33 protein-coding genes and 1 tRNA gene are annotated in these 26,168 nt (G+C 64.9%); 15 read left to right on the top strand and 19 right to left on the bottom strand.

Annotated elements, in window-relative coordinates; all coding sequences use genetic code 11:
- Positions 1-13 precede the first annotated feature (13 nt).
- On the top strand, positions 14-211 hold the full coding sequence (locus tag ACFB49_RS21675) for a DUF2093 domain-containing protein (RefSeq protein ID WP_380873681.1): 198 nt from the start codon (positions 14-16) through the stop codon (positions 209-211).
- Positions 208-1,095 (top strand): M23 family metallopeptidase, encoded by an 888-nt coding sequence (locus ACFB49_RS21670; RefSeq protein ID WP_380873680.1) that lies wholly within the window; start codon positions 208-210, stop codon positions 1,093-1,095. Before ACFB49_RS21675 ends, ACFB49_RS21670 begins: the two co-directional genes overlap by 4 nt.
- 93 nt (positions 1,096-1,188) lie before the next feature.
- On the opposite strand, the gene ACFB49_RS21665 is transcribed toward ACFB49_RS21670, so the two are convergent.
- Entirely contained in the window at positions 1,189-2,112 is a 924-nt protein-coding gene (locus ACFB49_RS21665) for an NAD-dependent epimerase/dehydratase family protein (RefSeq protein WP_380873678.1), read from the bottom strand.
- Between the two features lie 150 nt (positions 2,113-2,262).
- Here ACFB49_RS21665 and ACFB49_RS21660 point away from each other — a divergent pair, with 150 nt between their 5' ends.
- The 4 genes from ACFB49_RS21660 to ACFB49_RS21645 all read left to right on the top strand — a co-directional run bounded on the left by ACFB49_RS21660 (position 2,263) and on the right by ACFB49_RS21645 (position 8,954).
- On the top strand, positions 2,263-2,664 hold the full coding sequence (locus ACFB49_RS21660) for a hypothetical protein (protein ID WP_380873677.1): 402 nt from the start codon (positions 2,263-2,265) through the stop codon (positions 2,662-2,664).
- Between the two features lie 88 nt (positions 2,665-2,752).
- The gene (locus ACFB49_RS21655) at positions 2,753-4,762 is read left to right on the top strand and encodes a TonB-dependent receptor family protein (protein WP_380873675.1); all 2,010 of its coding nucleotides are present in this window, start codon (positions 2,753-2,755) and stop codon (positions 4,760-4,762) included.
- Complete coding sequence (locus ACFB49_RS21650; RefSeq protein WP_380873673.1) at positions 4,762-6,012, top strand: PepSY-associated TM helix domain-containing protein; 1,251 nt, start codon at positions 4,762-4,764, stop codon at positions 6,010-6,012. Before ACFB49_RS21655 ends, ACFB49_RS21650 begins: the two co-directional genes overlap by 1 nt.
- Before the next feature lie 23 nt (positions 6,013-6,035).
- Positions 6,036-8,954 carry a DUF2339 domain-containing protein gene (locus ACFB49_RS21645; RefSeq protein ID WP_380873671.1) on the top strand — a complete coding sequence of 973 codons (2,919 nt, stop codon included), beginning with the start codon at positions 6,036-6,038 and terminating at the stop codon, positions 8,952-8,954.
- A gap of 113 nt (positions 8,955-9,067) precedes the next feature.
- On the opposite strand, the gene ACFB49_RS21640 is transcribed toward ACFB49_RS21645, so the two are convergent.
- A complete protein-coding gene (locus tag ACFB49_RS21640; protein WP_380873670.1) occupies positions 9,068-9,343 on the bottom strand; it encodes a DUF3892 domain-containing protein in 276 nt (91 codons plus the stop codon).
- Positions 9,344-9,643: 300 nt separating this feature from the next.
- Between ACFB49_RS21640 and ACFB49_RS21635 the strand changes: the two genes are divergently transcribed.
- Positions 9,644-10,117: a hypothetical protein gene (locus ACFB49_RS21635; protein WP_380873668.1), complete on the top strand. Its 474-nt coding sequence runs from the start codon at positions 9,644-9,646 to the stop codon at positions 10,115-10,117.
- A 167-nt stretch (positions 10,118-10,284) separates the two neighbouring features.
- Here ACFB49_RS21635 and ACFB49_RS21630 read toward each other — a convergent pair whose 3' ends face one another.
- The 4 genes from ACFB49_RS21630 to ACFB49_RS21615 form a co-directional block, all read right to left on the bottom strand.
- Positions 10,285-10,956, bottom strand: coding sequence for a hypothetical protein (locus ACFB49_RS21630; RefSeq protein WP_380873666.1), 672 nt, complete (start codon positions 10,954-10,956; stop codon positions 10,285-10,287).
- A 339-nt stretch (positions 10,957-11,295) separates the two neighbouring features.
- On the bottom strand, positions 11,296-13,119 hold the full coding sequence (lepA, locus tag ACFB49_RS21625) for a translation elongation factor 4 (RefSeq protein ID WP_380873664.1): 1,824 nt from the start codon (positions 13,117-13,119) through the stop codon (positions 11,296-11,298).
- Between the two features lie 73 nt (positions 13,120-13,192).
- Positions 13,193-14,200: an anion permease gene (locus ACFB49_RS21620; protein WP_380873662.1), complete on the bottom strand. Its 1,008-nt coding sequence runs from the start codon at positions 14,198-14,200 to the stop codon at positions 13,193-13,195.
- Between the two features lie 15 nt (positions 14,201-14,215).
- The gene (locus ACFB49_RS21615) at positions 14,216-15,328 is read right to left on the bottom strand and encodes a DUF47 family protein (protein WP_380880074.1); all 1,113 of its coding nucleotides are present in this window, start codon (positions 15,326-15,328) and stop codon (positions 14,216-14,218) included.
- Between the two features lie 127 nt (positions 15,329-15,455).
- On the opposite strand from ACFB49_RS21615, the gene ACFB49_RS21610 reads away from it, so the two are divergent.
- Entirely contained in the window at positions 15,456-16,763 is a 1,308-nt protein-coding gene (locus ACFB49_RS21610) for an FAD-dependent oxidoreductase (protein WP_380873661.1), read from the top strand.
- A gap of 141 nt (positions 16,764-16,904) precedes the next feature.
- Positions 16,905-16,981, top strand: a tRNA-Pro gene (locus tag ACFB49_RS21605).
- Between the two features lie 37 nt (positions 16,982-17,018).
- Here ACFB49_RS21605 and ACFB49_RS21600 read toward each other — a convergent pair.
- The 12 genes from ACFB49_RS21600 to ACFB49_RS21545 all read right to left on the bottom strand — a co-directional run bounded on the left by ACFB49_RS21600 (position 17,019) and on the right by ACFB49_RS21545 (position 22,805).
- Positions 17,019-17,543, bottom strand: a complete 525-nt coding sequence (locus tag ACFB49_RS21600; RefSeq protein WP_380873659.1) for a DUF1643 domain-containing protein — start codon at positions 17,541-17,543, stop codon at positions 17,019-17,021.
- A complete protein-coding gene (locus tag ACFB49_RS21595) occupies positions 17,540-18,019 on the bottom strand; it encodes an XF1762 family protein (protein WP_380873657.1) in 480 nt (159 codons plus the stop codon). The genes ACFB49_RS21600 and ACFB49_RS21595 overlap by 4 nt, the downstream gene beginning before the upstream one ends.
- Positions 18,007-18,309, bottom strand: coding sequence for a hypothetical protein (locus tag ACFB49_RS21590; protein ID WP_380873655.1), 303 nt, complete (start codon positions 18,307-18,309; stop codon positions 18,007-18,009). The genes ACFB49_RS21595 and ACFB49_RS21590 overlap by 13 nt, the downstream gene beginning before the upstream one ends.
- Positions 18,309-19,562 carry a hypothetical protein gene (locus ACFB49_RS21585; RefSeq protein ID WP_380873653.1) on the bottom strand — a complete coding sequence of 418 codons (1,254 nt, stop codon included), beginning with the start codon at positions 19,560-19,562 and terminating at the stop codon, positions 18,309-18,311. The genes ACFB49_RS21590 and ACFB49_RS21585 overlap by 1 nt, the downstream gene beginning before the upstream one ends.
- A 148-nt stretch (positions 19,563-19,710) precedes the next feature.
- Positions 19,711-19,959, bottom strand: coding sequence for a hypothetical protein (locus ACFB49_RS21580; RefSeq protein WP_380873651.1), 249 nt, complete (start codon positions 19,957-19,959; stop codon positions 19,711-19,713).
- Positions 19,960-20,198: 239 nt separating this feature from the next.
- Entirely contained in the window at positions 20,199-20,405 is a 207-nt protein-coding gene (locus ACFB49_RS21575) for a hypothetical protein (RefSeq protein WP_380873649.1), read from the bottom strand.
- Positions 20,399-20,593: a hypothetical protein gene (locus ACFB49_RS21570; RefSeq protein WP_380873647.1), complete on the bottom strand. Its 195-nt coding sequence runs from the start codon at positions 20,591-20,593 to the stop codon at positions 20,399-20,401. Before ACFB49_RS21570 ends, ACFB49_RS21575 begins: the two co-directional genes overlap by 7 nt.
- A complete protein-coding gene (locus tag ACFB49_RS21565) occupies positions 20,590-21,540 on the bottom strand; it encodes a DUF5131 family protein (RefSeq protein WP_380873646.1) in 951 nt (316 codons plus the stop codon). Before ACFB49_RS21565 ends, ACFB49_RS21570 begins: the two co-directional genes overlap by 4 nt.
- Entirely contained in the window at positions 21,540-21,899 is a 360-nt protein-coding gene (locus ACFB49_RS21560; RefSeq protein WP_380873644.1) for a hypothetical protein, read from the bottom strand. Before ACFB49_RS21560 ends, ACFB49_RS21565 begins: the two co-directional genes overlap by 1 nt.
- Positions 21,900-21,956: 57 nt before the next feature.
- Complete coding sequence (locus tag ACFB49_RS21555; RefSeq protein WP_380873643.1) at positions 21,957-22,337, bottom strand: hypothetical protein; 381 nt, start codon at positions 22,335-22,337, stop codon at positions 21,957-21,959.
- The gene (locus ACFB49_RS21550; protein WP_380873641.1) at positions 22,337-22,516 is read right to left on the bottom strand and encodes a hypothetical protein; all 180 of its coding nucleotides are present in this window, start codon (positions 22,514-22,516) and stop codon (positions 22,337-22,339) included. Before ACFB49_RS21550 ends, ACFB49_RS21555 begins: the two co-directional genes overlap by 1 nt.
- Position 22,517: 1 nt before the next feature.
- Positions 22,518-22,805, bottom strand: coding sequence for a hypothetical protein (locus ACFB49_RS21545; protein ID WP_380873640.1), 288 nt, complete (start codon positions 22,803-22,805; stop codon positions 22,518-22,520).
- Positions 22,806-22,962: 157 nt separating this feature from the next.
- On the opposite strand from ACFB49_RS21545, the gene ACFB49_RS21540 reads away from it, so the two are divergent.
- Positions 22,963-23,454: a hypothetical protein gene (locus ACFB49_RS21540; protein ID WP_380873639.1), complete on the top strand. Its 492-nt coding sequence runs from the start codon at positions 22,963-22,965 to the stop codon at positions 23,452-23,454.
- On the opposite strand, the gene ACFB49_RS21535 is transcribed toward ACFB49_RS21540, so the two are convergent.
- A complete protein-coding gene (locus ACFB49_RS21535) occupies positions 23,455-24,195 on the bottom strand; it encodes an XRE family transcriptional regulator (RefSeq protein WP_380873637.1) in 741 nt (246 codons plus the stop codon).
- A gap of 72 nt (positions 24,196-24,267) precedes the next feature.
- Between ACFB49_RS21535 and ACFB49_RS21530 the strand changes: the two genes are divergently transcribed.
- The 5 genes from ACFB49_RS21530 (at position 24,268) to ACFB49_RS21510 (ending at position 26,155) form a co-directional block, all read left to right on the top strand.
- Positions 24,268-24,528, top strand: coding sequence for a carph-isopro domain-containing protein (locus tag ACFB49_RS21530; RefSeq protein WP_380873635.1), 261 nt, complete (start codon positions 24,268-24,270; stop codon positions 24,526-24,528).
- Entirely contained in the window at positions 24,525-24,659 is a 135-nt protein-coding gene (locus ACFB49_RS21525) for a hypothetical protein (RefSeq protein ID WP_380873633.1), read from the top strand. The genes ACFB49_RS21530 and ACFB49_RS21525 overlap by 4 nt, the downstream gene beginning before the upstream one ends.
- A 176-nt stretch (positions 24,660-24,835) precedes the next feature.
- Entirely contained in the window at positions 24,836-25,279 is a 444-nt protein-coding gene (locus ACFB49_RS21520) for a hypothetical protein (protein ID WP_380873631.1), read from the top strand.
- A gap of 40 nt (positions 25,280-25,319) precedes the next feature.
- Positions 25,320-25,721, top strand: a complete 402-nt coding sequence (locus ACFB49_RS21515; RefSeq protein WP_380873629.1) for an SANT/Myb-like DNA-binding domain-containing protein — start codon at positions 25,320-25,322, stop codon at positions 25,719-25,721.
- 29 nt (positions 25,722-25,750) lie between these two features.
- Complete coding sequence (locus ACFB49_RS21510) at positions 25,751-26,155, top strand: hypothetical protein (RefSeq protein WP_380873628.1); 405 nt, start codon at positions 25,751-25,753, stop codon at positions 26,153-26,155.
- Positions 26,156-26,168: the final 13 nt, after the last annotated feature.

Genomic DNA, 26,168 nt, shown 5'->3' with positions numbered 1-26,168 from the left:
GAAGGAATTAGTGATGTTGATGTCCCAGGGCCGCCCTGCCCGCCTGCACTATATGGCCAACGCCTTCCGCGTGCTTTCGCCGGGCGATCATGTCGTCTGCGCCATTTCGGGCGAGCGCATCCCGCTCGACAATCTCCGCTACTGGAGCGTCACCAAGCAGGAAGCCTATGCCACGGCCGAGCTTTCCACCAAGGCGGCGCTGACGGCGTGATTGTCCGCTGCCGCGCGGGCGGCCTTCTGCCATTGCTGATCCTGGCCGGCTGCACCGCGGTTCCGCCTGCTGCTGCGCCAGAAGCAGCGATCGCACCGCCGCCACCGGCGGCAGTCATGCCGATCAACGGCACTTTCAGCTTTCAGGGCAGCTTCCAGCAGGGCGGTGTCGTCTTCGGTACAGCGCCCGAGGGCACGGCAAGCCTGACGCTCGACGGCAAGCCGTTGCGGATGGCAGACGGCCGTCGCTTCCTCATCGGCTTCGGCCGCGATCATGGGTCGAACGCTGTGATCGAGGCGCGATCGCCGTCCGGCGCAACACTCCGCCAGACGTTGACCATTGCCCCCCGGGCCTGGAACATCCAGTCGCTGCCGACGCTCGCCCGCGGCACCACGCCGACGCCGGAATTTCTGCGGCGACGCGAGGCCGAGACCAAGCAGATTGACGCCGCCCGGGCAATCCAGTCGGATGCGCAAGGCTGGCAGCAACGCTTCCTGTGGCCCGTCACCGGCCGGATCAGCGGCGTGTTCGGATCGCAGCGCATCTATGCCGGCGAGCCCGGCGCGCCGCATTCGGGCGTCGATGTCGCGCGGCCCACCGGCACGCCGATCGTGGCGCCCGCCGACGGCGTCGTCATCCTCGCCGCGTCCGCCCCCTTCACGCTGGAGGGCAATCTGCTGATGATCGATCACGGCATGGGGCTCAACAGCGCCTTCCTCCACCTCTCCCGCATCGACGTGAAGGTGGGTGACCGGGTGGCGCGCGGCCAGCCGATCGGCGCGATCGGCGCCACTGGCCGGGCGACCGGCCCGCACCTCCACTGGAGCATGAAGTGGCAGGACGAGCGGATCGACCCCGCGCCACTGGCGGGGCCGATGCCCTGATTTCCGTCATGCCAGCGCAGGCTGGCATCTCGTGCGGCTGGCGCGGGCGATCAGCCTCCTGAGATCCCAGCTTTCGCTGGGATGACGAGTGACTTAAGCCGCCGTCTTGAGCGTATCGGGCGCCAGCGCCTTGATCATCCGGCGGATGCCGTCGCGCCAATCGACCTTCGTCTCGCCAATCAGCGAGTGCATCTTCGTCGTGTCGATCGAAAGCGCGCCGAACGCGGCCTCATCCTTCTGGAAGATCGGCGTGAAGCCGGTCAGCTCGCCAATATATTCGCACCATTCCTCCACGCTCGCGGCCTGCGATCCGCCGAAATTGGTCGTTACGACCTCCTTGGTCGCAGCGCCCAGCAGATAGAGGATCTTCTCGACATAATCGTCGACATGGAGCGGGCTGTAGAGGTTTGGCCCTTCGGGATGGATGGTGATCGGCACGCCGTTCTGCATCATCAGCAGATGATACCAGGGCCAGCCACCATTATCGCCATAAGGCACGCTCATCCGCGCGATGACGGTCGGCACGCCATAGGTCTTGGCGGCGAAGCGGCAGACGGATTCGGTGGCGATCTTGGCAATCGAATAGGTCGGCATCATCGACCGGTGATTGTCGCCGAGCGCGTCCGTCTCCTTGCGCGGCGCCAACCCCTCATAGGCATAGACGCCCGTCGTCGAGATATGGACGAAGGCCTTGGCGTTGCGGCATTTGGCGATCAGGAAGCCGACGCCCTCCGCATTTTCCTGAAGATCGCGGTCGAAATCGCCCGTCTTGGCGACGGCCGCGTTCACGACATAATCGACCTCGGGGATGGTTTCGAGGCTGGCGGGATCGGACAGGTCGATCCTGACCGGCGTCGCGCCCATCGCGGCGATCTCGGCGCGATCCTCTTCCTTGCCATAGCGCGCGGCGGCGAAGACCTGCGCCCTGCCGGCATAGGCCGCGACCAGCGGCTTGGCGAACTGCCCGGTCGCGCCGGTGATGAGGATGCGCTTTCCTTCGATGTCGGCCCGCTTCATGGCCCTGCTCCTTCGATAATCTATGGTTGAGCGTGAGCTAAGCGCCCGCCGCGCTGCGGGGCAAGCGTCACCGGGGATTTCGCGTCCGCGCCGCCACTTCTTGGCCGAATGGGTCGACAGCCGTTGGCCGATCGACTAGGCGGCGCGTCCATGCGGGGCATGGCATCATCGACTGCGACAAGAGGCAAGGGCGGAATCGCCGTGATGCTTGTCGCGCTCGCGCTGATGATGCGCCTGCTCGTCCCAGCCGGCTGGATGCCCGCGACCGACGGCCGCGCTGTCACGCTCTGCACCGGTATGGGCGCGGTGGAAATGTGGATCGCCGACGACGGCACGCTCCACGAAAAGGCCCCCGTCCAGCCCGGCAAGACGACCGAAAGCTGCGTCTTCGCAGCCCTCGGCGCGGCGCTCGTCGCGCCTGATCTCGCGCCCGTCCTCGCGCCGCCGACCATGGCCGTCGCACCGATCATGGGAGCCGCGTTCGCCGTTTCCGTCGGCCGCGGACTCGCCGCGCCGCCGCCACCGCCGACCGGACCACCCGCAACCGTCTGATCCCGCCGCTGCCGCGTGCCCATCCGGGCGCGCGGCCGAATTGCATGGGCCGCCATCCACGCGCGCCCGGGTTTCAGAGGTTATCTTCATGTCCGTTTCCTTCCGCGCGCTTGGCCGCGCATCCCTGCTCGCCGTCACGACTCTGTCTGCCGCCCCCGCCTTTGCCGAGATGGAGGCGCCCGACACAATCGTCGTCACCGCCGCGATCGACGCGGCGCGCGAACAGGTGGATCGCACGGCCGGCGGCAGCGATGTGGTCGATGCCGCCGAGTTTCAGGACCGGCTGACCGTGTCGCTGCGCGACGCGCTCTCTTTCTCGCCGGGCATCTACACCCAGCCGCGTTTCGGGCAGGAGGTGCGCATTTCGATCCGCGGATCGGGGATCAGCCGCGGCTTCCATATGCGTGGGCTGATGCTGTTCCAGGATGGCGTGCCGATCAACCTCGCCGACAATAATGGCGACTTCCAGGAACTCGACCCGCAGGTCTTCCAGCATATCGAGGTATTCCGGGGCGCGAACGCATTGCGGCTGGGATCGTCTACGCTGGGCGGCGGCATCAACGCCGTCACGCCCACCGGCCGCACCGCGCCCGGCGTGGAGGCGCGGATCGACGGCGGCAGCTTCGATACGATCCGCGGCAAACTAGCCGCCGGCTTCGCGACCGGGCAAGGCGACGGCTGGTTCGCACTCACCGGCGACAGCTCGGACGGCGATCGTGATCATGCGAAGCGCTCCTCGCTGCGCTTCAACGGCAATGTCGGGATCAAGCTAAGCGACCGGATCGAGACGCGCTTCTACGCCAGCGTGAACCATATCGAGCAGGAACTGCCGGGCGCGCTCACCATGGCGCAGGCGCTGACCGACCCGAAGCAGGCGAATGCCGCCAGCGTCGCCGGCGATCAGGCGCGCGATATCGACTCGATCCGCCTGCAGAATCGCACGACGATCGACCTTGATGCGGCGAAGCTGGCGGTCGGTGCCTTCTACAACACGAAGCAGCTCTTTCACCCGATCTTCCAGGTGATCGACCAGAAATCGGACGATCGCGGTGTCTATGCGCGGATCGACTGGGCCGGCGATGTGGGCGGTATGCCGGTGGAGGCGACGCTGGGGACGACGGCGCGCTTTGGCACGGTTCACGCCAAGCAGTTCGTCAATGTGAGCGGCAAACGTGGCGCGCTGACCACCGACGCCCAACAGACCGCGCAGACGATCGACAGCTATGGCGAGGTGCGGATCGCGCCCGTGTTCAATCTCTGGCTGATTGCGGGCGGCGTCTACACGCACGGCGAGCGGGAGATCGACAACCGGCTCAATCCCGCGCGCAGCGGCGCGGTGAGCTTCGATCCCTTCGCGCCCAAGTTCGGGCTGTTGTGGCAGCCGCGTGCCGACATTCAGGTCTATGCCAATTACAGCCGATCGGTGGAATTGCCGGGCTATAGCGAGCTGAGCCAGACGCCCGCGACGGGCCTCCCCGGCTTCGTCGATCTCGATCCGCAGCGCGCCTGGACGTTCGAAGTGGGCAGTCGCGGGCGGATCGGCATCGCAAGCTGGGACGTCAGCTTCTACCGCGCGGACATCAAGGGCGAGATGCTGCAATTCACCGTGGCGCAGGATATTCCCGCGTCCACCTTCAATGCCGGCAAGACGCGGCATCAGGGGATCGAGGCGGCGCTGACGCTCGACCTCACTCCATGGGCGCGGCTACGGCAGGCATACCAGCTCAACGACTTCCGCTTCCGCGACGATCCCGTCTATGGCGACAACCGGCTGCCGGTAGTGGCGAAGCATCTCTACCGCGCCGACCTGCGGCTCGGCAGCGATCGGTTCAGCTTGACGCCTAATCTGGAATGGCTGCCCGAAGGTGCGTGGGCCGATTATGTGAACAGCACGCGCGTGCCGGACTATGTGCTGCTGGGGCTGAGCGCGGAGGCGAGCGTGCGCGACAATGTCACCCTGTTCCTCGACGCCCGCAACCTGACGGCGAAGAAGGCGATTGGCGACATTTCCGCGGTGGTGCGGGCCAATGATACCTCCGCCATTTATTATCCGGTCGAACGGCGCGCCTTATATGGCGGCGTGCGGGCGCGCTTCTGATGCGCGAAGATCTCTACCGCACCGTCTGGCGCTGGCATTTCTATGCCGGGCTGATCGTGCTGCCCTTCTTGGCCTGGCTGGCGGTGACGGGCGGGCTCTATCTCTACAAGCCCGAGATAGAGGGCGCGCTCTACCGTTCCTGGTCCGCCGCGAGTGGGCCAGCGATGGCGATCGCGCCGATGATCGGACAAGTGGAAGACGAAACGGGCGCGCGGGTGGCAAGCGTAATGCGTCCCGCCGAAGTCGACGCAAGCTGGCGGATGACGCTGGAGGGCGACAACGGCCGCCGCCTCGCCTTCGTCGATCCCGCCAACGGCCATGTGCTGGGGACCACCCGCGATGGCGGAACGATGGCGCTGGTCAAGAACCTCCACAGCCTCGCCATCACCGGGCCGATCGGCAATGCGCTGATCGAGATCGCGGCGGGCTGGACGATCCTGCTGGTCGCGACGGGATTCTATCTGTGGTGGCCGCGCGGCGGGAACCCGGCGGTCGCGGTGCGGGGAAGGCCAGCGGGGCGATTGTTCTGGCGCGATCTCCATGCCTCGACGGGCGCGATCGTCGGCGCGGTCATCCTGTTCCTCGCGGTGACGGGTATGCCCTGGTCGGGCGTGTGGGGCGAAGGCCTGCGGGCCGTGGTCGCGCATTATGGCATTGGCCGGCCGAAGGCGCCGAACCCCGACCATGGCGACCATCGCGCCGCCTTGCCCTGGGCCTTGCAGGAGGTCGCCTCTCCCCACGCCGGCCACCATGCTGCGATCGGCCCCGATCGGGTGATCGCCATCGCCGGCATGGCGGCGCCATGGCAACTCGTGCCGCCGAAGGCGATGGGGCAGCCCTGGCTGGTGGCGAGTGTCGTCACCAGAGCCGAGGATGCCCGCGCGGTCTATGTCGATCCGGCATCGGGCGCGGTGCTGGCGGACATGCGCTTCGGCCAGTTCGGCGCCGGGGCGAAGGCGGTGGAATGGGGCATCGCCGTCCATCAGGGGCAGGAATATGGCGAGGCCAACCGCTTCGTCATGCTGCTTGGCTGCGTGGCCGCGTTGCTGCTGTGCGTGACGGCGCCCGTTCTGTGGTGGAAGCGCCGCTTCGCAACTCCGCCCCGCCCGTCCGATCCGGCGCGGGCGCGGGGCGTGGCGGCGATCATGCTGGTGGCGGGGCTGATCTTCCCGCTGACCGGCGCGACGATGCTGGCGGCGCTGCTGGGGGAAAAGATCATGACGGTGGCGTTCCGCCGACGAACCGGTTAGCCCTTGCGCCGGGGAGATGGGGCATGCTCGAATTCCTGGCGATTACCGGGCTGATCGTTGCGGTCGTATCGCTGATCGGCAGGATGAAACAGGCGGAGCGGCGGTTGTCGCTGCTGGGCGAGGAAATCCGCCAGCTCCGCGCGACCGGGGTTGAAAGCCAGGTTTACACTCAAATCACACCCCCTGTTGGATTTGCGCCCGAGCCGGCACCGGAGCCGCTGGTGGAGATATTGCCGGAACCGGTGCCGGAGCCCGAACCGGAGCCGATCGCCCCGGAACCGGTGATCGCCGAGGCAGCACCGCCGCCGCCACCCAAGCCGCCGGTCAGTTCGCGGGTGTTCGAGGAGCTGTTCGGATCGCGCCTGCCGATCTGGGCGGGCGGCGTCACACTCGCGGTCGCGGGCTTCTTCCTGGTCAAATATTCGATCGATACGGGCCTGCTTTCGCCGGCGGTGCGGGTCGTCCTTGCGCTTCTGTTCGCAGGCCTGCTGATCGGCGGGGCGGAAGCGGCGAAGCGTATCCCGACACTCGCCAACGATCCGCGCGTCGCGCAGGCGCTGGCGGGCGCGGGCATCGCCACCGCCTATATCGCCATCCTGATCGCGCATAATCTCTACGCGCTGATCCCCCCGCTCACCGCTTTCCTCGCATTGGCATCGATCACCGCCGCGGCGATCGGCATGGCGCTGCGCTTCGGCGCGCCTTCGGCGGTGCTGGGCCTGATCGGCGGGCTTTCCGCACCGGCGCTGGCGGGCGGCCAAGAAGCCAATGCGCCGGTGCTGGCGCTCTATTTGATGCTGGTGATCGGCGCGATCGCGGGCGTGTCGCGCCGGCAGGGCTGGCTGTGGCTGGCGGTCGCGGCGCTCGTCGGCGGCTTCGGCTGGGCGGGCCTGCTGATCGCGACGAGCGTGATGGATGTGGCGACCGCGAGCGCCACCGGCCTGCTGCTGCTCGCGCTCGCCTTCGCGATCCCTTTGCTCGCGACGGACAAAGATGGTGGCGACATCACCCGCTGGCTGCGCGCCGGCACGGTGATCGCGGCTGCGGTGCAGATCGCGATGCTGGTGGTGCAGGGCGGGTTCAGCCCGCTCGTCTGGGGTTTCTATGGCCTGCTCGCGATCGGCGCGGTGCTGCTCGCCCGCATCGACCCCAAGCAATGGATGCTGCCGCCCGTCGCACTCGGCGTCGCGCTGGTGACGATCGCCTTGTGGCCGCTGCCCGAACTCAAGCTGCTGGCGATGGTCGGCGGCGGGCTGATCGCGATCCTCGCCGCACCCGCATTGATCGACGCCTGGCATCCCGTCCGCGGCCGGGTGGGCGCGGCACAGGGATCGGCGGCTTTGGTCGGCATGGTGACGGTCGGCTGGCTGCGCTTCCCGACCCTGCTCGACGGCACGGGCTGGGGGGTGATGGCGACCGCCTTCGCCGCAGCCCCCGCAATCGCCGCTGCGCGCGGCTGGAACGACATCCGGCGGCCCGCCGACTGGCGCTTCGCCTTGCTGGTGACGGCATCGGCGATCCTGCTCGCGATCGGGGCGGCCATCGCGCTGCCCGACAGCCTGTTGCCGCCGATCTACGCCGCGATTGCCGCAGCGGTGGCCTGGGTCGCGGTCAAGGCTGACGATAGCCTGCTCGCCTGGACACCGCGGATCATCGGCGTGGTGGTGGTCGTGCATCTGTTGAGCCTCGACTGGTCGGGCGCCTTCATCGCCGGCCATAATGCGGAATGGCGGCTGCTGGCGACGGCGGCCCTGTTCGCGCTGATCGGCCATATCGAGCGCGACCGACTGGTGGGCGCGCCCTGGCTGATCGTCGCCGCCCTGATCGTCGCGCGCGCGCTCTTGATCCTGCTGCCTGACGATTGGGTGCCGATCGCCTGCGGCGCGGCGGCGATCGCGCTCGCCTTCGCATCCGATCGCGTGCCCGCGCTGCGCGCGCGGGCGGCGGCGCTCACCTTCGCCCTGGTATCGCTGCTGAGCGTGCTGGCCGGGCTGGGCGTCTGGCTGGTCGAGTGCATGGCGTCGATCGCGGGCGCGTTCGTGAAGGCGAGCGATCTGCCGCGGCCGAACCGCACTTTGCTGCTGATGGCGGGGCCAGCGCTGGGCGTGGTGGCGATGCTGGCCTTCACCCGCGTGCTGCGTGTCCCCATGCTGCGCGGCGGCCTGTTCGCCTTCTGCGGGGCGGCGCTGCTGGCGACGCTGCACATCCTCTACAAACAGATATTCGCGATCGGATCAGACGGGGAGATCATCGCTTATGCCTTTGCCGAGCGTGTGATCCTGACGCAGTTGCTGTTCGCGGGCGGCGTGGCCGCGCTGTGGCAGCAGGGCCGGCACGAATTGCTGCGGCCGATCGGCGTCGCGCTCGTCGCCATCGCGACCTTCCGGCTGGTCTGGTTCGATATCCTCGTCTTCAACCCGGCTTTCCGGGATCAAGCGGTGGGGCCGTGGCCGATCGCCAACCTGCTGCTGCCGGCTTATGGCCTGCCGCTCGTCTGGATCGCCCTCTTCCGCCGGTTCGAACCCGTGCTGGCGGATCGCGCGCGCAAGGCGATCACCCTGTTGGCGATGCTCCTTGTGCTGGCGCTGGTCGCGACCAGCGTGCGGCAATTCTTCGAGGGCAGCATCCTGACCGGCGATCGCGTCAGCCCGCGCGAGGACATTGCCCGCTCGATCGCCGGCATCCTGCTCGCCATCGGCTTCCTGCGGTATGGCATCGCGCACGACCGGAAGGCGTGGGGCGGCAAGCCCTGGCGGATCGCGGCGCTGCTGCTGATGCTGGCGACGGTGCTGAAGGTGTTCCTGTGGGACGCCAAGGGGCTGGAAGGGCTGCTGCGCATCGGCAGCTTCGTGGCGCTGGGCTTCAGCCTGATCGGGATCGGGTTCCTGTATAACCGGTATCTGGTGGGATCGGCGGGGAAGGCGGAGACGGCTGGGGCGTGAATGACTTTCACGTAGTTCCGCACTGCCAGCCCCACTAATTTTCCAATTTCGATATTGGAGAAGGAAGCGCGCCCCAACGATATTGCCGCTGGGGCGCACAACTCAGTGCAAACCTAAGAGGTGACGCATTCCGGCAAGCTGAGCAGGTTGTTATCCGGATACTGGTCATTCTCCGTGGCGAGATACAAACGACCGCTCGTGGGGTGTCTTTTAACCACAACCCATACGCTCTTGCCGCCGGCGGTAGTCCAAAAACGATGGACACCATTTTGAATAAAACTGATGACCCGGTCGATGGTATCATTCCATCCGTCTCCGCCGAGCCTGTCAATGCGGCGGTCCTGATCTTTGCCATCTCGGCGAATGCACTTAACCTGATAATCTGACATGATTTCAGTTTCCTAACGTCAGGGTTGACCCATCCGTTAGGAAGTGCGATTCTTAGCTTCTCACAGCGGTTTCACACGTCCCAACGGACAGAAATCGGAAAGGGTCGGCCGAAAGGTCGGCCCTTTTTTTTATTCAATCATCGGCGCTTCGCCGGGTTTATTGGATCGCGATTCACCTCCTTTGGTCGAAGCGCCTCGAGGATACGGTTAACGAATTCTCAAGTCAACTCGGAGTCCTGAATTGTGCACTCCGTGTTGACTTTTTTTTGCCGGTGTGGTGAATTCTGAGTGGAGGCTGCCATGGACGACCTGCTGAAAAAGGCGAAAGAGCACCGGCAGAGAGCCATTCAGCAACGTGACGAATTGAGTTCGATAATTCGTTCGCTCGACGAATTCATCGCAGCCTTTGAAAAGGCGGCGGCGGGGAGAAAATATCGTGGCGATCCCGGCTCGGCTCTAATTCAAGCCGATTTATTTTCTGGTTTTGTTAGCCGCGCGGAGCGAGTTCAGCACGTCGCTCGCATGATGGATGCCGCTGAAGAGTTGATCATCACGGCTCAGCGCCCTCTTACCCGATCAGAATTGTTGAGCGAATTGGAGCGCAGGGGCTTTCAGGTTGAAGGTGCCGACAAAAGCAAGGTGCTCGGAACCAATCTGTGGCGCTCCAAGCGCTTTGATAATCTTAAGGGCGCTGGCTATTGGCCCAAAGGCACGCCCCTACCGGAAGCCTTTGCAAATCTTCGGCCGCGGCCTTCGATGCTGGATGAAAAGTGAGATCCCGGCCTACGCCGGGATGACGGTAGAGGGGTTCGTAGCGCCGCGGCAAAGCTGCGTCGTCGGTCGGGTCCGGCTTTACACCGACCCGCCGGCCGGGCTTCGGCTGATCCTCGCCTAACTCCCGGATTGCGATGCAATCCCCTCCTTAGTCTCGGGCCTCAGCCTCACGTCCCCAGAAAGATCGCGCTCAGGATGGCGTTGATGAAGCTCGCCAGGAACCAGGTGCCGAACGCCATGCGCGCGGCGGCGAAGGTTGTGATCTGGGTGCGCTTGCGGAACCAGCGGGTTTCAATGGTAAGATACCAGGCAACTGTTATCAGGAAGATCACGATGCCCGCGATCTGGAATTGGATGGCGTGGGCGCGCGCAAAGATGGCGGCAATGCCCATCATGAACGCGGCCGGCGCCGCGATATAGCATTGGGCGTAGAACGGGCCGCGCAGCGTATCGCGGTTGAGCGGGAGCTTGAGGCGCTTCAGCCGGGCGCGGGCGAACATCAAGGGATAGATGGCGAACAGGATCGAACGCAGGATCAGCAGATTCTGTTCGGATGCCGCAATCTCCTGCGCGAATTCCGATGTCGGCTTGGGCAGCCGCTGGTGCGACGCGATCTCCACCGCGTGCGACAGCAGGATAGTGATCATCAGGAACAATGGCGGGCTGAGCGTATCGGTATATTGTTCGTCCGGCGCGTCCTTCTGCTCGCGATCGGAATAGCCGAGCATCGTCAGCGGGCGCCGCAACACTCGCCACATCGTGCGCGGATAGAAGAGCAGCCAGGTCATCACCTCATAGAGAAATTCCTCCAGCGAGCGGAGGAGACGCATGAAGTCCATCGATCACGGCCTTCCTGCGATGAGGAGGACAAGGGGCCGGTGTGCAGCCCGTTGAGAAGGCTAGACGATCGGTGGGGTTGGGCAAGGGGGAAATGGGGGGTGATGCCGTATGGTCGTGCGCTCGCCGTCGTCACCCCGGCGTAGGCCGAGGTCCAGATCGGCCGTGGAACTGGATACCGGCCTTCGCCGGTATGACGGGAGCGGGTTCGTGGCGTCGCGGCAAAGCCGCGCCGTCGGTCGGGTCCGGCTCTTGGCCGGCCCGCCGGCCGGGCTGGCGCTGATCCCCGTCTAACTCGGCGATTGCTGGCGCAATCCCCTCCTTAGCCTCGGGCGCTCAGCCTAATTCTCATCCCCCATCCTGAGCGCCGCGATGAACGCCTCCTGCGGAATGCTGACCGAACCATATTCGCGCATCCGCTTCTTGCCTTCCTTCTGCTTTTCCAGAAGCTTGCGTTTGCGGGTCGCGTCACCGCCATAGCATTTGGCGGTCACGTCCTTGCGGAGCGCGGCGATGGTTTCGCGGGCGATCACCTTGCCGCCGATCGCGGCCTGGATCGGGATCTTGAACATGTGGCGCGGGATCAAGTCCTTCAGCCGCTCGCACATGCCGCGGCCGCGGGTTTCGGCGGTGCCGCGGTGGACGATCATGCTCAAGGCATCGACCGGCTCGTTGTTGACGAGGATCGACATCTTGACGAGGTCGCCCTCGCGATAGCCGATCTGGTGATAGTCGAAGCTGGCATAGCCGCGCGTGATCGATTTCAGGCGATCGTAGAAATCGAACACCACTTCGTTGAGCGGCAGTTCGTACGTCACCTGCGCGCGGCCGCCCACATAGGTCAGGTTCTTCTGGATGCCGCGGCGATCCTGGCAGAGCTTGAGGATCGAGCCGAGATATTCGTCGGGCACGTAGATCGTCGCCTCGATCCACGGTTCCTCGATGCTGTCGATCTTGTTGGGATCGGGCATGTCGGCGGGGTTGTGGAGCTCGATCGTCCGCGCCTCGGCCTCGCCGGCAGACCGAGTGAGGAGCAGGCGATAGACCACCGAGGGCGCGGTGGTGATGAGATCGAGATCATATTCGCGGGTCAGCCGCTCCTGGATGATTTCCAGATGCAGCAGGCCGAGGAATCCGCAGCGGAAGCCGAAGCCCAAGGCCGCCGACGTCTCCATCTCGAAGGTGAAGCTCGCGTCGTTGAGACGCAGCTTGGAGATCGATTCGCGGAGCTTTTCGAAGTCGTTCGCGTCGACCGGGAAGAGACCGCAGAACACCACCGACTGGACTTCCTTGAAGCCCGGCAGCGCTTCGGCCGCGGGCTTCTTGGCATCGGTGATGGTGTCGCCGACCGCCGTCTGGCTGACTTCCTTGATCTGCGCGGTGATGAAGCCGACTTCGCCGGGGCCGAGATCGGTCAATTGCTCGATCTTGGGGCGGAAGCAGCCGACGCGGTCGACGAGGTGCGTCGTGCCCGCGTTCATGAACTTGATCTGCTGGCCCTTCTTGATGACGCCGTCGATGACGCGGATCAGGATGACGACGCCGAGATAGGGGTCGTACCAGCTATCGACCAGCATCGCCTTGAGCGGCGCATTGGCATCGCCCTTGGGCGGCGGGATCTTCTTGACGATCGCTTCGAGAATGTCATCGATGCCGATGCCCGACTTGGCCGAGGCGAGCACCGCTTCGGACGCGTCGAGGCCGATCACTTCCTCGATTTCCGCACGGACCTGCTCGGGCTCGGCGGCGGGAAGGTCGATCTTGTTGATGACGGGCACGATCTCATGATCATGCTCGATCGACTGATAGACGTTGGCGAGCGTCTGCGCCTCGACGCCTTGCGCCGCGTCCACCACCAGCAGCGCGCCTTCGCACGCGGCGAGGCTGCGGCTGACTTCATAAGCGAAGTCGACATGGCCCGGCGTGTCCATCAGGTTCAGGACATAGGACTGGCCGTCCTTGGCGGTGTAATCGAGGCGCACCGTCTGCGCCTTGATGGTGATGCCGCGCTCCTTCTCGATGTCCATATTGTCGAGGACCTGAGCGGACATCTCGCGATCGGACAAGCCGCCGGTGCGCTGGATCAGCCGATCGGCCAGCGTCGACTTGCCATGGTCGATATGCGCGATGATCGAGAAATTGCGGATACGGTCGAGCGGAGTCACGAAGGGGCCGATCTGTTCAGGGAATGGGAATTGCCGCGCCCGATAGCATCAAGCGCGGTGCTTGCCAAAGGTATCAGCCAAACAGGCCGGCCAGCCAGTAGAAGAAGGCGCCGAACAGGGCGGCCGCTGGCAGAGTCACCACCCAGGCGACGACGATGCGGCTGGCGATGTTCCAGCGCACGGCGGAGACGCGCCGCGCGGACCCCACGCCGACGATCGCGCCGGTGATCGTGTGGGTGGTCGAGACCGGAATGCCGAGCCACGTCGCCCCGAACAAGGTGAGCGCGCCGCCGGTTTCCGCGCAGAAGCCCTGCATGGGGGTGAGCCGCGTGATCTTCGATCCCATGGTGTGGACGATCTTCCAGCCGCCCATCAGGGTGCCAAGGCCCATCGCCGTCTGGCAGGAGATCACCACCCAGAAAGGAACGTGGAAGCCGCCTTCCAACATGCCCTGCGAATAAAGCAGGACGGCGATGATCCCCATCGTCTTCTGCGCATCATTGCCGCCATGGCCGAGCGAATAGAGCGAGGCCGAGACGAACTGGAGCTTGCGGAACCAGCGGTCGGCAAGGTTGGGCGTCGCCTTCACGAAGGCCCAGGAGGTGAGGAGCACCAGCACGAGCGCGAGGACGAGGCCGATCGTCGGCGACAGGACGATGCCGGACGCGGTCTTGAGCACGCCGCTCCACACGATCGACGACAGGCCATGCTTGGCGATGCCCGACCCCACCAGCCCGCCGATCAGTGCGTGGCTGGAGGAGGATGGGATACCCAGCCCCCAGGTGATGAGGTTCCAGACGATCGCCCCCATCAGCGCGCCGAAGATGACATGGGCGTCGATGATCTCGGCACTGACGATGCCGCGGCCCACCGTATCGGCGACATGCAGGCCGAAGAAGAGGAAGGCGATGAAGTTGAAGAAGGCCGCCCACATCACCGCATATTGCGGGCGGAGCACGCGGGTCGACACGATCGTCGCGATCGAATTGGCGGCGTCGTGCAGGCCGTTCAGGAAATCGAACAGCAAGGCGACACCGATCAGGCCGATCAGCAGCGGCAGGGAAAGCGCGATGGGGTCCATGGAATAAGGCGGCGATCAGGCGTGGTCGATCACGAGACCCTGGATCTCGTTGGCGACATCCTCGAACCGGTCGACGATCTTTTCCATGTGACTGTAGATTTCGCGCCCGACAATGAAGGCGAGTGGGCTGCTGTCGAGATGCGCGCGGTAGAGCGCCTTCAGGCCCGCGTCGTGGATCTCGTCGGCATGACCCTCAATCCGCACCAGGCGCTCGGTCAATTCGTGCAGCCGCTGGCCATTGGTGCCGATCGAGCGGAGCAGCGGCATCGCTTCTTCGAGGATGCGCGCGGCTTCGACGATGATGCCCGCCATGTCGCGCATCTGCGGCTCGAAGGTCTTGACCTCATAAAGCGTGATCGCCTTGGCGGTCGCGTTCATCTGGTCGATCGCGTCGTCCATCACGCCGATCAGGCTGGTGATGGCGCTGCGATCGAATGGCGTGATGAGGATGCGGCGAACGTCCTGCAGCACATCGCGGATGATCTCGTCCGCATCATGCTCGCGCTCGTGGATCTCGCGGATATGGACGTCCATATCCTTGCCGCCTTCGAGCAGCTTGGCGAGGGCATCGGCGCCGGCGACCAAGGTCGCGGCATGATCCTCGAACTGTTCGAAGAAGCGTCCCTGCTTCGGCATCAGCGCCTGGAACCAGCGGAACATCGGAATACTCGCCCCCCAATTGCGAACGAAGGTCACCCCGCGTTCGACGAGGCCGACCGGCGCCACGGGCGCGCGAAAGCCGGCGATCATGTCTTTCAGCTGCGGCTCGTCCACCACCTCGGCGGCTTCGGCCAGCGTGAACCATTGCGTCATCCGCTCTTCCTGCTCGGGCCATTCCTCGGCCTGCTTGAGCACGGCGAGCGGGAAGACCGAGACGGTGGCGTTGCGCGCCTCGCCGCTCTTCTTCTTCTTGCGATAGCGATAGGAGCCAAGCGGCGACGGGCAGGGAATGCCGGTGATGCCGGCTTCCTCATACGCCTCGTGCGCGGCGGCGCGGTGCGCGTCGAGCCCGCGGATCGGATTGCCCTTCGGAATCACCCAGCGCCCCGTATCGCGCGAGGTGATCAGCATCACGCGCGCAGACCCGTCCTCCTCGATCCGGTAAGGCAGGGCGGCAATCTGGCGAATGGTGAGGCTCCTTCAGCTTAGTCGGCGTCATTGAAGTGTAACATTGCGAAAAGCAATCTCCGCCCGCCCTTGTGCCGCGCGCTCCCCCCGCTACGATCGCCCAAATCACTGGAGAGGCGAGACGTTCATGCGGCATATCGCGATCATCGGTTCGGGCCCGGCAGGCTATTATACCGCAGAAGCCTGTCAGAAGCAGTTCGGCAGCGATGTTGCGATCGACATGATCGACCGGCTGCCCGTTCCCTACGGCCTGATCCGATTCGGCGTCGCCCCCGATCACCAGTCGATCAAGGCCGTCTCAAGGCGTTACGAGCAGGTCGCCCTGTCCGAAAATGTCCGTTTCGTCGGCAATGTCTCTGTCGGCGACCAGGTGACGATCCCCGAGCTGCTCGCGCTCTATGACGCGGTGATCCTGGCGACGGGCGCGCCGGTGGACCGGCCGCTCGGCATTCCCGGCGATGATCTGCCGGGCGTCGTGGGATCGGCGGCGTTCGTCGGCTGGTATAATGGCCATCCCGATTTCGCCGAACTCGATCCGCCGCTCGACGTGTCCGCCGCCGCAGTGATCGGCAACGGCAATGTCGCGCTGGACGTAACCCGCATCCTCGCCAAGGCGCCGGCCGAATTCGTGGGATCGGACATCGTCGCCCACGCCTTCGACGCGCTGGGCAATTCCGCCATCAAACAGGTCACCGTGGTCGGCCGTCGCGGCCCCCACCAGATCCAGATGACGCCCAAGGAACTTGGCGAACTCGGTCATCTGCAGCGCGCGGTGCCCCATGTCGACACCGCCGATCTCCCGCCCGAGGCGGACGATGCCGCGCTCGAACCCGGTGAGCGCAAGTCGGTCAGCCATCTGCGCAGCTTCGTTAGCCTCGCGCAGGACAAGGATGTGGCGATCGACTTCGATTTCTTTGCGCGACCGGTGGCGATCGAGGGCGACGGCAAGGCGGAGCGACTGATCGTCGAGCGCACCCGGCCGATCGGCGAAGGCATGGTGGAGGGCACGGGGGAGACCTATGCAATCCCCGCGGGGCTGATCATTGCCTGCATCGGATACCGCACGCCGCCCATCCCCGGCGTGCCCTATGACGAGCGCGCCGGCCGATTCGCCAACACCGAAGGCCGCGTGCCGGTGGACAGCGGCAACCTCTACGCCGTCGGCTGGGCGCGGCGCGGGCCCACCGGCACGATCGGGACGAATCGGCCCGACGGATACATGATCGCCGAGACGATCGCCGCCGATCACCCCGCCTCCGCCGGCAAGGATGGCGGTGCGGGACTGGATGCGCTGCTGGCGACGCGCGGTGCTGACAAGGTGAGCTTTGCCGACTGGCAGCGGATCGAAGCCGCCGAGTCCGCGCGCGCCCGCGACGGCGCCCCGCGCGAAAAGTTCGTGGTGGTCGCCGACATGCTGGCGGCACGGGACGAATGACTCCTTGCCGGTCAGCGGCGTGCCGACCGGGGCGGTGCATCAAGGCGCTTGATCGCCCGAATGATCCACCCTATAGGCGCGCCTCGCAGCAAGCGATCGCGCCCCTTCCCGGTGGGCACCAACAGCGATCACGCTCCACGTCGGGGAGTAGCTCAGCCTGGTAGAGCACTGTCTTCGGGAGGCAGGGGCCGGAGGTTCGAATCCTCTCTCCCCGACCATTCATTTCCCTACGTTTTCACCACTTCGCTAAAATCCTTATTCCGGTGTCACTCCGGTGTGAGCGGGTGGAACATACGGAACGAACGGCTGCGACCCCTTTACGTAGAGGGGGTGTCGCGGGTGTCCGTCCTTCGTCATTCCAAGGCACACGAGGCTTGCGCCAGCCTGCTTGGCGATCGCGCAGACCGCGGCCGCGCGCGCCAAGTGTCCGCCATCTGTTCCCCATGCCACCAGCGTCGGCGTTGCCGACAATGCGAAGGCCTCCGCCAAGGCCTCATCGTTCTTCGGGCCGATCGGGTCTTTGACCGCCTTCATGTCGGCCGGCGACGTGGCGCGATAGGCGAACAAGTTGAAGACGCGGATTCCGCCGAAGTTCTCGCGACGCGCGAATGCCATGCAGCGCTTGATAGTCGGGTCGTCGATTTCGGCGTCGGCCGTCGATGGATTCAGCATAATCACCGGCTGGACATACGCGCCCGGATCCCAGCGTCGCAGCAGACTGTAGCGATAGCCACCACACGAGCTGATCTCGGCCGCCTTCTCCATGAACATATCAGTCATGCCGCCTCCTTCGCCAATTGTGGCCAAGCCCCCCAGCCGTAGGCAAGCTTGTCCTCGGTCGGATGCTTGTCAGTGCGCGGACGGCTGGGCGTGTCCCAGCTGCGCCCCTTCACCGTCCATAGGTATTCCCAGCCCGCGGCGCGGAGGCTCGCCCCGTCTTCGCTGGCGAGGATGTAGGTGAGGCCGCGCCGATATCCCTTCGCCAAGGCCGCGCGCCTTGCCGCCCCGTAGAGAGCGGAGCATCCGTTCGGATATCCGTCGGTGCAAAGCCTGGTGACCTCCATCGTCAATCCGTCATCGAGGGCGCGCGAGATAGGCCGGCCCACAACTGCGACACCGATGAGTTCGCCGGCCGGATCCTGCAAGCCATGGAGCCAGAGGAAGCCGGCCGGCCATCCATGATGGCGATGGTAGCGGCGAACGAAATCCCGGCCCTCAGTGCGAGTGACGGGACGGAGGTCAATCACTTGCTCCATTCCTTATAACGCCGGCAGATGTCGGACACCGGGCAGCCATCGCAATAGTCGGCCGTTCGGTTGCCCGTCTGCGGGTCGCGATAATGGATGCAGCCGTGCGGCCGGTCCTTTGGGTAGGCCGGGGTGGAGGTGCCGGTCCAGACCGTGCTCCGCGGCGGTGCCGTCTCAATCATGGTGCATGCAATGTGCTGAACGAGAACGTCGAGCTTATCGCCGAAGACCGCCTCGCGCAGATGGTCGCGATCGACCCGGATCGCTTGCATTTCCTCTTCGGTGAGAAGGTATTGCATCACGATTCCTCCTTCGCCCAGGGCGGCCCGAACGCGCCGGGCGCCAGCTTCTCGATTTCGTCGATGATCTCTTCGGTGACGCGCAGCGCCTGGCCGAGATAGCCGGGGTCGAAAGCCGCATAGGTGTCGGACGTCGTCACCTTCTTGTGGCCGAGCATGATCTGCCCCTCGACCCAATCCCGCTCGCCGAGCCGCTGCCGGGCGATATGGGCCATGGACCGGCGGATGAGCTTCAGCCCGCTCTCGCCCTCGCGCGGCAGGCCGATGATCTCCTGCATGCTCTCGAACGCCTGCTTCACCGAATCCACGCTGACGTAGAAGCCCTTGTTTGCATCGAGCAGCGGCGCCAGCTGGCGCGCGATCGGGACGATCGGCCGGTATTTCTTCGTCTGGGCCCGGCCCTTCGGGTTCATGTTCAACGCGCGCGCATTCGAATGCCACTGGTCGCGCTGGCGATCGGTCGACACGTCGTGCGCCGCGTCGGGCCGCGCCCAGGTCGCCACGCTGATCTGCAAATAACGGTGCAGCTGGGCGCGCTCGCGCTGCCGGCGGGCGACGACCTTGTCGGTATCCCCCGCGGCCCGCTCCGGATCCACGCAATAGCGGAACATGCGCGCAAGCGTCGGGATGTCCGCGCGATAGGCCGGCGTGCGACTGACTTCCTCGGGAGGCTTGGCCTTGAACGCGGCCGGAAACAGCGTGTCCTTGCGATCGTGCGCATAGTTGACCGCGGCCGCGAGGATTCGGACGCTCGCCTCGACCGTCGCCGGTGCGCGCTCGCGAACCTTTCCCTTCGGGGAGACGATCGGCACCTCGGACGCCCACTCGCGGAAGGCATCGATCCAGTCCTCGTCGACATCCTCACACGCCGTCGCAAGCCGATCGGTGTCGGTGACATAGTTGGTGACGTGCGCCAGGCGGGCCCGGATGGCGTCGAAGCTCGGCCGGCTTTCGCGCGCGACCAGATAGTCGGCGATCGCGTCGGTGAGCAGATGGCGCGTCCCGTTGCGGAGCGGCTGGCCGCAGGCGCTGCAAACAGCCTGGCCGCGCTCCCGCTTCAGGTAGAGTGCGTCTAGCTCCTGCTCTGCCTGTTCGAGGCTCTCTGTGCCCGTCGAGCGGCTGCGGTTACGTCCCGCGTCGCGGTCGTACCAGACAATCTGGTAGAACGGGCTGCGAAGCGTTCCATCTCTTCGTCGATCGAACTCGAGGCGGTATTTGCCGCGGGTGTAGAGCCCTTGATCCTCTTGCTGCATGCTTCCCTCTGCGCCTCTGCGGCCATCCGCTGGATCAGTTCGCCCACGCCGATCGCGTTGAGCACGTCGAGGGCGTCCGCCTCGATCCTGATCCCCTTCCCCTTCTCCGTCTGGCGCGACCAATGGCGCGCGAGATCACCCAGGCTCGTCATGGTTCACCTCCGGTTTTGAGCAGGCCCGCCTCTTCGGCCGCATCGAGCAGCCGCTTCCAATCTGCCCACGAAACGCGCGACTGCGCGGCGTACTGGCCGACATAGCCAGCGAAGCCGATCAGCGGCCGCTCGCTATGCTGTTTGGGTTTGGCGGCGTTGACGTCCTGCTCGATCAGCCAGCCAATAGCCGCGGCATTGATGAACGGCCGGAGCGCGGAAACGAGATCCGTTGCGATGTCAGCCATTGCGGATCACTCCGGTGAGACGGCCGACGACCAGGCCCGCACCGAAGGCGCAGGCGACCGTGGCGAGGGCGAGGAAGTAGATGTCGTTCATGTGCGGTCCCCCGCCGCGCGAATATCCCAAGCGATACTGTGGATAAGGCCCAGCGCTCCGCATATCAGCGCCGCCCAAGCGGGGGCGCCGAACACATGAGCGCCCAAGATCCACAGGAGCGCATTGAAACAGTCTGAAAGCATGCGCTTCACGCCGTTTTCCTCTTGCTGGGGAGCGGCAGGCCGCCCCGGATGGTCGTCGCCATTGCGCGGACCAGGATGGTTGCTTCGCTGCGGCCGTGGCGCTGCTCGACCTTGTCGGCGTGCGTCTCGATGAAGTCGGCGATCTCGACGACCGTCTCGGCGCGGACCTGGTCGAACGTCCGACGGTTCACGGTGCGCTTGGCCTTCACCACGGCCACCTCAGTTCCATGACCTCGAACGGGCGCCAGCCGTCGCCCTTGGAGCGCAAGAAGGCCTGATACGGGTTGTGGCTCCACGTGACGGGGGACAGCCGGTTGCGCAGCATCCATCCCCAATCGGCGAACATCCTCGCCTGAAGGTGATAGGTGCCGAAGCGGAGGTTCAGCCAACAGTTGCTCATGCCGGCGCCCCGTTATGCTCGACCCCATCCAGCAACCTGCCGGCGATCTTCTTGTGGACGGGCTCGATCCGCACGACGCGTTCGCCGTGGAACCCCTGTCCGCCGGCAAGATTGAGCCATTGGCCGCGCGGCGTGCGCTGCATGACATCGCCGCAGCGACGCCAGTCAGGATCCTCGACGTCGCGGTCATAGACCGCCCGCCAGTTGCCCCACTGCTTGAAGAAATAGGGGACGCCGGCCGACGCACACTGGTCACGAAGCGAGCGCGCCCAGTCCGGATGCATCGGCCGGGCACCGCGGCCGCTCTCCCCGCCAACAATCACCCAGTCGATACCGTCGAGGATGACGTGGCCGAGATCGCCGAGCAGCGGCTCGCAACTGAAGAAACGCTTTGCGGCGTTGGCCTGGCGGAGCTCGCCCGCGCGATCCATTAAGGCAGCCCGGTTCTCGATCGATGTGCCGAGGTGGACGTTCGGCAGCGGCCAAGCGTCCGGTTCGCGCGGCGCTCCCGTGTGCGTGATCCAGTGATCGAGGATGTTATCGAGCCGGAAAGGATCGTCGAGATAGTCGCGCGCCCGGTCCGGCCGCTTGGTCAGCACCTGGAAGGTGTGATGACGCGCGATCGCCATGACGGCGAAAACCTCGTCGATCCAGTCGGTCGGCACGTTCTCGTGGAACAAGTCACCATGCGCGCAGACGAAGATCCGGCGCGGCCGCTTCCAATCGATCGGCTGGGACAGCCATTCGCGGTTTAGGCGCACCTGCCCGTTCCAAACGGGCCCAGCCTTCGTGTCGATCGTCAGGCCCTGCCGGCTGGGATGATGCTTCATCCGCGTACCCGCCAGCTTCATGGCGTAGCAGTTGGTACAGCCGGGCGAGACGACCGAGCAGCCCGTAACCGGGTTCCACGTCGCGTCGGTCCATTCGATTTTGGTATGATCGGCCATCAGAAGGGCACTCCGTCGCCAAGCTGTGAGGCCTGGGCGTCGAGGCCGTGCTCCCGCGCCAGGTCGGCCAGCTTCTCGTGATCACTGATGACCTTGCGACCGCGCTCGACGTCCTTCTTCAGGCCCGCCAGCGTGCGCTCATAGGAAGAGACGTTGTCCTGGAGCCGCTCGAGCGACCAGATGTGGTTGCTGATTTCGGCCTCCTGCTTCAGGCGGGCGAGCACCCACGCCTGCAGCGCGGAAAGCGCCTCGTCGGCCGTCTCGCCGTCCTCGACGCTCGCTTCGGCCTCAATGGCGTCATGACCGTACCCATGCTTGTGAGACTCAAGCCGGCGGAAGCGGACAGTGGTGATTTTCATCTTTCACCTCGAATTAGGCGGGGCGGCATGCTTGCGGGTCCGCCGCCCCGATCCGGCTCACCTCGAGCCGAATTTGAATCTGGATCGTTTGAACTGGGGCGGCTGGGGGATGGTCCCGTCCAGGTTGACCTTCTTCTCCATCCCCGACGGGGTGACGACGTAGACGAAGTCAGGCGCGCGACGGATCACGGGGCAATCCATCTCGAAGACCGGCCCCTTCGTCTTCGGCGGCCACCAATATTCCCGCGTGGTCGCCGGGCTGTAGACCTTGATGCTGTCGGCCTTTTCCGGGTCGATGCCGGCGCGCTTCAGCCAGAACAGCTGATGCCCGGTGAACTTGGCGCCCTCAGGCAAGCCGGCGCGCCATGGGTTCGGCTTCGACGGCACGATGTAGGCCGTCTCTGGCAATCGCAGGAGGGCATGGCCTTCGTACGGCATCAGCCGATCAGCCCGCATGCCGCGATAGCGACCGTCAGCACGTTCATGGCGATGAACAGCGGCCACTCGCCCTTATGCGCAGGGCGCGACCGGCAGAGCCGCTGGACGATGCGCGCCAAAAGCGACGGCCGGACCGGCTTCATGTCGATGTCGAGAAGGGGAAAGGTCGGGCGGGCCATTTCAGCAGTCCTCCGCCTCGGCGATCGCGGCTTCGAGCAATTCCTCGGCGTACCGCGCCTCGTCGGGCGTGGATGCGATGTGATTGCGGTAGAGTTGCCGCATGCCCTCTTGGGCCGCCTTGCACGCCTCCAGCAGCTTCGGGGCGGCCGCCAGCAGCGCGCCGACGCGGTCTGCCTCGCCGTCGAGGCCACCAGCGACGACAGCGATCAGCTTGTCAGTCGGCAGCCCCTCGGAGTCCGCCTGGTAAATCTCGCCAACGTCGAGATAGATGAACCGATCATCTGACATGAAACGCTCTCCCGAGCGTCTCGCGTCGGCACCATGCCGAGGTCAGCCCGTACCGCTGACGTACGTTCAGAACGTACGGCAGTCAAGCGGAAAACGTACGTTGAATGCGTACGAGCGAAGCTTGATGATTCGGTCAAAGTTAAGAGTGGGCAAAACCATGAGATTTGCGATCGCGGCGGTCACCGTGCTCCTGAGCGCGCCCGCCATAGCCGGACCGCCGTTGTGGCAGAATGTGAGCGCGGGAATGTCAGTGGATGTGCTCCGATCGCTCTATCCGCCGGTCAAGGGCAAGGTCCATCACAAGGGGGACAGGACGATCATTGAAGACGTCCAACAGATCGCTCGATGCCATCCTAAGGTAATAGTTTATCATCCTGGGGGAATTGTCTCCAAAGTGGAGATACACTCCCAGATGCGCGGGTTTCCCAAGGAAACCTGCGGCGACGCGGCCGCCACCGCACTGATCGGGAAGTATGGCACGCCGACCGCAACCGACGAGGCGCGCACCCCGAATTTGCTCGTTCCTCAGCGCGACACCTTCCAGACGTGGATCAAGGACGGCGTTTCAATTGAATTTAACCGATATAACCCCGAGACGGACGACGACTGGACCATCGTCTACGCGCCCGTGAAGAACATAGGACTCTGATTACAGGCCAAACATGTCGTTGGTGGTCAGCACCCGGTGAATTGCGGCGATCGATTCCACCGCGACTTTGAAGGTCACCTCGGGGCGATATTGCTGCAATTCTACGAACTTTGACGTTCTCCGCACCAGCGTCTTCACCAGCGCGCAGGTGATTTCGCCGGAGCCATTTCGGAGTTGCACGATCACATCATCACCCAACGATGGCGGCTTGATCGGGTCCACGAAAACGGCCGTTCCTGGGTGAAATCGAGGGATCATCGAAGATCCGACAACGTACAGGGCATAAATGTTGCGCATGCCCTCTGCGCCAGGCGGACGGCGTACGGTCGTGATCGTTTCCGTCATCGACAGCATGGTTTGCTCGACAAGAACGTGATGATGATCTTCGTCCTCGACATCAAGATCAACGCCTAGCGCGGTTCCGAAAACTGGCACGTCCTTGGGCGATCCTCTCAATGTGGGCATTTTGCTATCAATGGGAACGACTTCCGTAGGCACCGGAATCCCTACGAGCGAAAGCAGCTCTGAGGCCTCAATGTTTGGCTCGCCCGAGCCGGCAAATGCTTTCGCCAACTTCTGAGCGACAACCGCGTCGAGCCGAGGCGGGTTGTAGTGGGCGCGGAAATATTCCTGCACCGACGATTTGCCCGCGTATCCTGCGCGTTTCGCTATGTCTGTGAGGGAAAGTCCGCTGCGCTCTTTCAGAGCGATGAGGTGCTCGCCGATCGTCTGTTCTGCCATGCGTCCTTGTGGACGGACTGGGTGTACGCTTTCCACGTTGACAGACGTACGTTCAGAACGTACGACCGTTGCATGGGCATCCAAGCGATCATCGAGAGTTTTGGCGGTATCCGCGGCATGGCCACAAAGCTGGGTCATCGCAACCACACCACGGTGCAAGGCTGGGCCGATCGCGGCCTGATTCCAGCGCAGCGCCAGAAGGAGGTGCTCGATGCCGCGCGTAAGTACGGCATCGAGGTAAACTTGGCCGATATCATCCCGGATCCCCCGACCCCTTTTCGGAACCCGACCCGTCGCCACCGTCGAACGGCACCCGGGAGGGTCGCAGCGTGACCGCTTCCGAACGGATTACCCCATTTTCGCCCGAGCAGCTTCACCAGCTGGCCGAGCAACTCGCCGCCGCCCTCGTTCCGACGATCGAGAGGATGCTCGGCGATATGATCAAGCCGAAGGACGAGGACTGATCCGTGATCGTCTCGCCTCTCCCCTCGCGCATCATCACTTCCCCACGGGGCGCCCTCGCGTTCCACCCGGTCGACCACGGCCGGGTGGCGCGTTGGGCCAGCCGCCTGGCCTGCTTCGATGCTCGGTGCCCTGTTCTTCATGCGGTGGACAATGCCGCAGTGCAGAAAGTTACGCGATGACAACGTTTGTTGGTCTTGACGACGAGAATGGAAAAATCCTGCTCGCTGACACGCTTCGAGCGTTCGTCGGGCTGGGCAAGCGCATCACCTGGGCCGATCTGGCCGAGGCGACCGGTGAGAAGGAGCGCACGCTCCGCTCCTATGTCGAGACCGATCCGCCGATGATGTCGGGCCCGATGCTGATGCGCATCTTCGCCGCACTGCCCCCGGAAGCCTTCGGCCGTGTCGCGCGCCGCATGGGCTTTGCCACTCCGCGCCTGTTGGACGTCGATGACGAGGCCACGCTCCGCCATGCGCTGACCGAGGCGTCCAAATTCGTCGCTGAGGGCACCGAGGCCCTGGAAGACGGCGACCTCAATCACATCGAGCGCGCCCGCCTGGCGAAGCGCGCGGAGAGCGCAATTCCCAAGCTGGCGCTTGTCGCCAACTCGGGCGGCTGAGGATCAACTAGTCCGGGTCGCACCCCGGGGGAGACTGAAAATGGAAGTGAGTGAAGCAGCGGCGCCGGCGATGGCCGGTTCCGCGAGCGACTTTGTGCGCGCCAGCAACATCGACCGCTGGACCGGAGACGAGGACGCAATCGTCATCGCTGGCGTGCGCGACGGTCTCACGCGTCCGCAGATCGCGGAGTTGCTGGGCAATCGATCCGCCGGCGCGGTGAAGACCCGGATCCACACGCTTCGCATGCTGGGCGAGATCCCGGAGAGCGAGCGGTCGGTCGTCTTCTTCGCGCCCTTGCCCGACGAGCCCGCGGCGAAGGGGAGCGCGAAGCTGCTGCGGGCGATGTTGCACTTCGGCTTGCGCGACCTGCGCGGTCTCGAGGGGCTGTCCGCTTCCCGCTTCGTCGACCTCTGTCACCAGCACGGGGTGTGTTCCCAGTGACCGTGCAATCCCAACAGAAAGGAAAGCCAATGCCTGAAGTCGATCCCGCTGCGCCTTCGCGCGCGGCGGATGGCGGGCCTGTGCCCGGCGCCTGCAACACGCTCGGCGAATTCGTCCGCGTTCTCGAGGACGGCCAGTTCGACGCTGATTGCTACGAGGCGATCAAGGATCTCAACGCCAAGCTGAACGAGGCCGCCTGGGCCAACGGCGGCAAGGCCAAGGGCAAGGTCGTGATCACGCTCGATATCTCTCAGGAGGGCGGCGTCACCGAGATCCGCTCCGCCTTCAAGGTCACCGACCCGGCCGGCAAGCGCGCGAAGTCCGTGCTTTGGCAGACCGAAGATCACCGCGTGACCCGCGTCCGACCGGGACAGCTCCAGCTTTACGGCATCCGTGACGTCGGCGGCCCCGGCGCCGCCGTCCGTGAAGCCTGATCCACCACACACC

It is taken from the genome of Sphingomonas sp. DBB INV C78 (assembly GCF_042693015.1).
GTDB lineage: Bacteria > Pseudomonadota > Alphaproteobacteria > Sphingomonadales > Sphingomonadaceae > Sphingomonas_E.
The sequence above is the reverse complement of the archived record's forward strand: the minus strand, read 5'-3'. Positions and strand labels throughout refer to the sequence as shown.

Coding starts and splice junctions, on each gene's coding strand:
- ACFB49_RS21675 (WP_380873681.1), top strand. CDS start 14: ATGTTGATGTCCCAGGGCCGCCCTGCCCGCCTGCACTATATGGCCAAC.
- ACFB49_RS21665 (WP_380873678.1), bottom strand. CDS start 2,112: ATGAAGCGGGCCGACATCGAAGGAAAGCGCATCCTCATCACCGGCGCG.
- ACFB49_RS21660 (WP_380873677.1), top strand. CDS start 2,263: ATGCGGGGCATGGCATCATCGACTGCGACAAGAGGCAAGGGCGGAATC.
- ACFB49_RS21655 (WP_380873675.1), top strand. CDS start 2,753: ATGTCCGTTTCCTTCCGCGCGCTTGGCCGCGCATCCCTGCTCGCCGTC.
- ACFB49_RS21650 (WP_380873673.1), top strand. CDS start 4,762: ATGCGCGAAGATCTCTACCGCACCGTCTGGCGCTGGCATTTCTATGCC.
- ACFB49_RS21645 (WP_380873671.1), top strand. CDS start 6,036: ATGCTCGAATTCCTGGCGATTACCGGGCTGATCGTTGCGGTCGTATCG.
- ACFB49_RS21640 (WP_380873670.1), bottom strand. CDS start 9,343: ATGTCAGATTATCAGGTTAAGTGCATTCGCCGAGATGGCAAAGATCAG.
- ACFB49_RS21635 (WP_380873668.1), top strand. CDS start 9,644: ATGGACGACCTGCTGAAAAAGGCGAAAGAGCACCGGCAGAGAGCCATT.
- ACFB49_RS21630 (WP_380873666.1), bottom strand. CDS start 10,956: ATGGACTTCATGCGTCTCCTCCGCTCGCTGGAGGAATTTCTCTATGAG.
- ACFB49_RS21620 (WP_380873662.1), bottom strand. CDS start 14,200: ATGGACCCCATCGCGCTTTCCCTGCCGCTGCTGATCGGCCTGATCGGT.
- ACFB49_RS21610 (WP_380873661.1), top strand. CDS start 15,456: ATGCGGCATATCGCGATCATCGGTTCGGGCCCGGCAGGCTATTATACC.
- ACFB49_RS21600 (WP_380873659.1), bottom strand. CDS start 17,543: ATGACTGATATGTTCATGGAGAAGGCGGCCGAGATCAGCTCGTGTGGT.
- ACFB49_RS21595 (WP_380873657.1), bottom strand. CDS start 18,019: ATGGAGCAAGTGATTGACCTCCGTCCCGTCACTCGCACTGAGGGCCGG.
- ACFB49_RS21590 (WP_380873655.1), bottom strand. CDS start 18,309: ATGCAATACCTTCTCACCGAAGAGGAAATGCAAGCGATCCGGGTCGAT.
- ACFB49_RS21585 (WP_380873653.1), bottom strand. CDS start 19,562: ATGCAGCAAGAGGATCAAGGGCTCTACACCCGCGGCAAATACCGCCTC.
- ACFB49_RS21580 (WP_380873651.1), bottom strand. CDS start 19,959: ATGGCTGACATCGCAACGGATCTCGTTTCCGCGCTCCGGCCGTTCATC.
- ACFB49_RS21570 (WP_380873647.1), bottom strand. CDS start 20,593: ATGAGCAACTGTTGGCTGAACCTCCGCTTCGGCACCTATCACCTTCAG.
- ACFB49_RS21565 (WP_380873646.1), bottom strand. CDS start 21,540: ATGGCCGATCATACCAAAATCGAATGGACCGACGCGACGTGGAACCCG.
- ACFB49_RS21560 (WP_380873644.1), bottom strand. CDS start 21,899: ATGAAAATCACCACTGTCCGCTTCCGCCGGCTTGAGTCTCACAAGCAT.
- ACFB49_RS21555 (WP_380873643.1), bottom strand. CDS start 22,337: ATGCCGTACGAAGGCCATGCCCTCCTGCGATTGCCAGAGACGGCCTAC.
- ACFB49_RS21550 (WP_380873641.1), bottom strand. CDS start 22,516: ATGGCCCGCCCGACCTTTCCCCTTCTCGACATCGACATGAAGCCGGTC.
- ACFB49_RS21545 (WP_380873640.1), bottom strand. CDS start 22,805: ATGTCAGATGATCGGTTCATCTATCTCGACGTTGGCGAGATTTACCAG.
- ACFB49_RS21540 (WP_380873639.1), top strand. CDS start 22,963: ATGAGATTTGCGATCGCGGCGGTCACCGTGCTCCTGAGCGCGCCCGCC.
- ACFB49_RS21535 (WP_380873637.1), bottom strand. CDS start 24,195: ATGGCAGAACAGACGATCGGCGAGCACCTCATCGCTCTGAAAGAGCGC.
- ACFB49_RS21530 (WP_380873635.1), top strand. CDS start 24,268: ATGGGCATCCAAGCGATCATCGAGAGTTTTGGCGGTATCCGCGGCATG.
- ACFB49_RS21520 (WP_380873631.1), top strand. CDS start 24,836: ATGACAACGTTTGTTGGTCTTGACGACGAGAATGGAAAAATCCTGCTC.
- ACFB49_RS21515 (WP_380873629.1), top strand. CDS start 25,320: ATGGAAGTGAGTGAAGCAGCGGCGCCGGCGATGGCCGGTTCCGCGAGC.
- ACFB49_RS21510 (WP_380873628.1), top strand. CDS start 25,751: ATGCCTGAAGTCGATCCCGCTGCGCCTTCGCGCGCGGCGGATGGCGGG.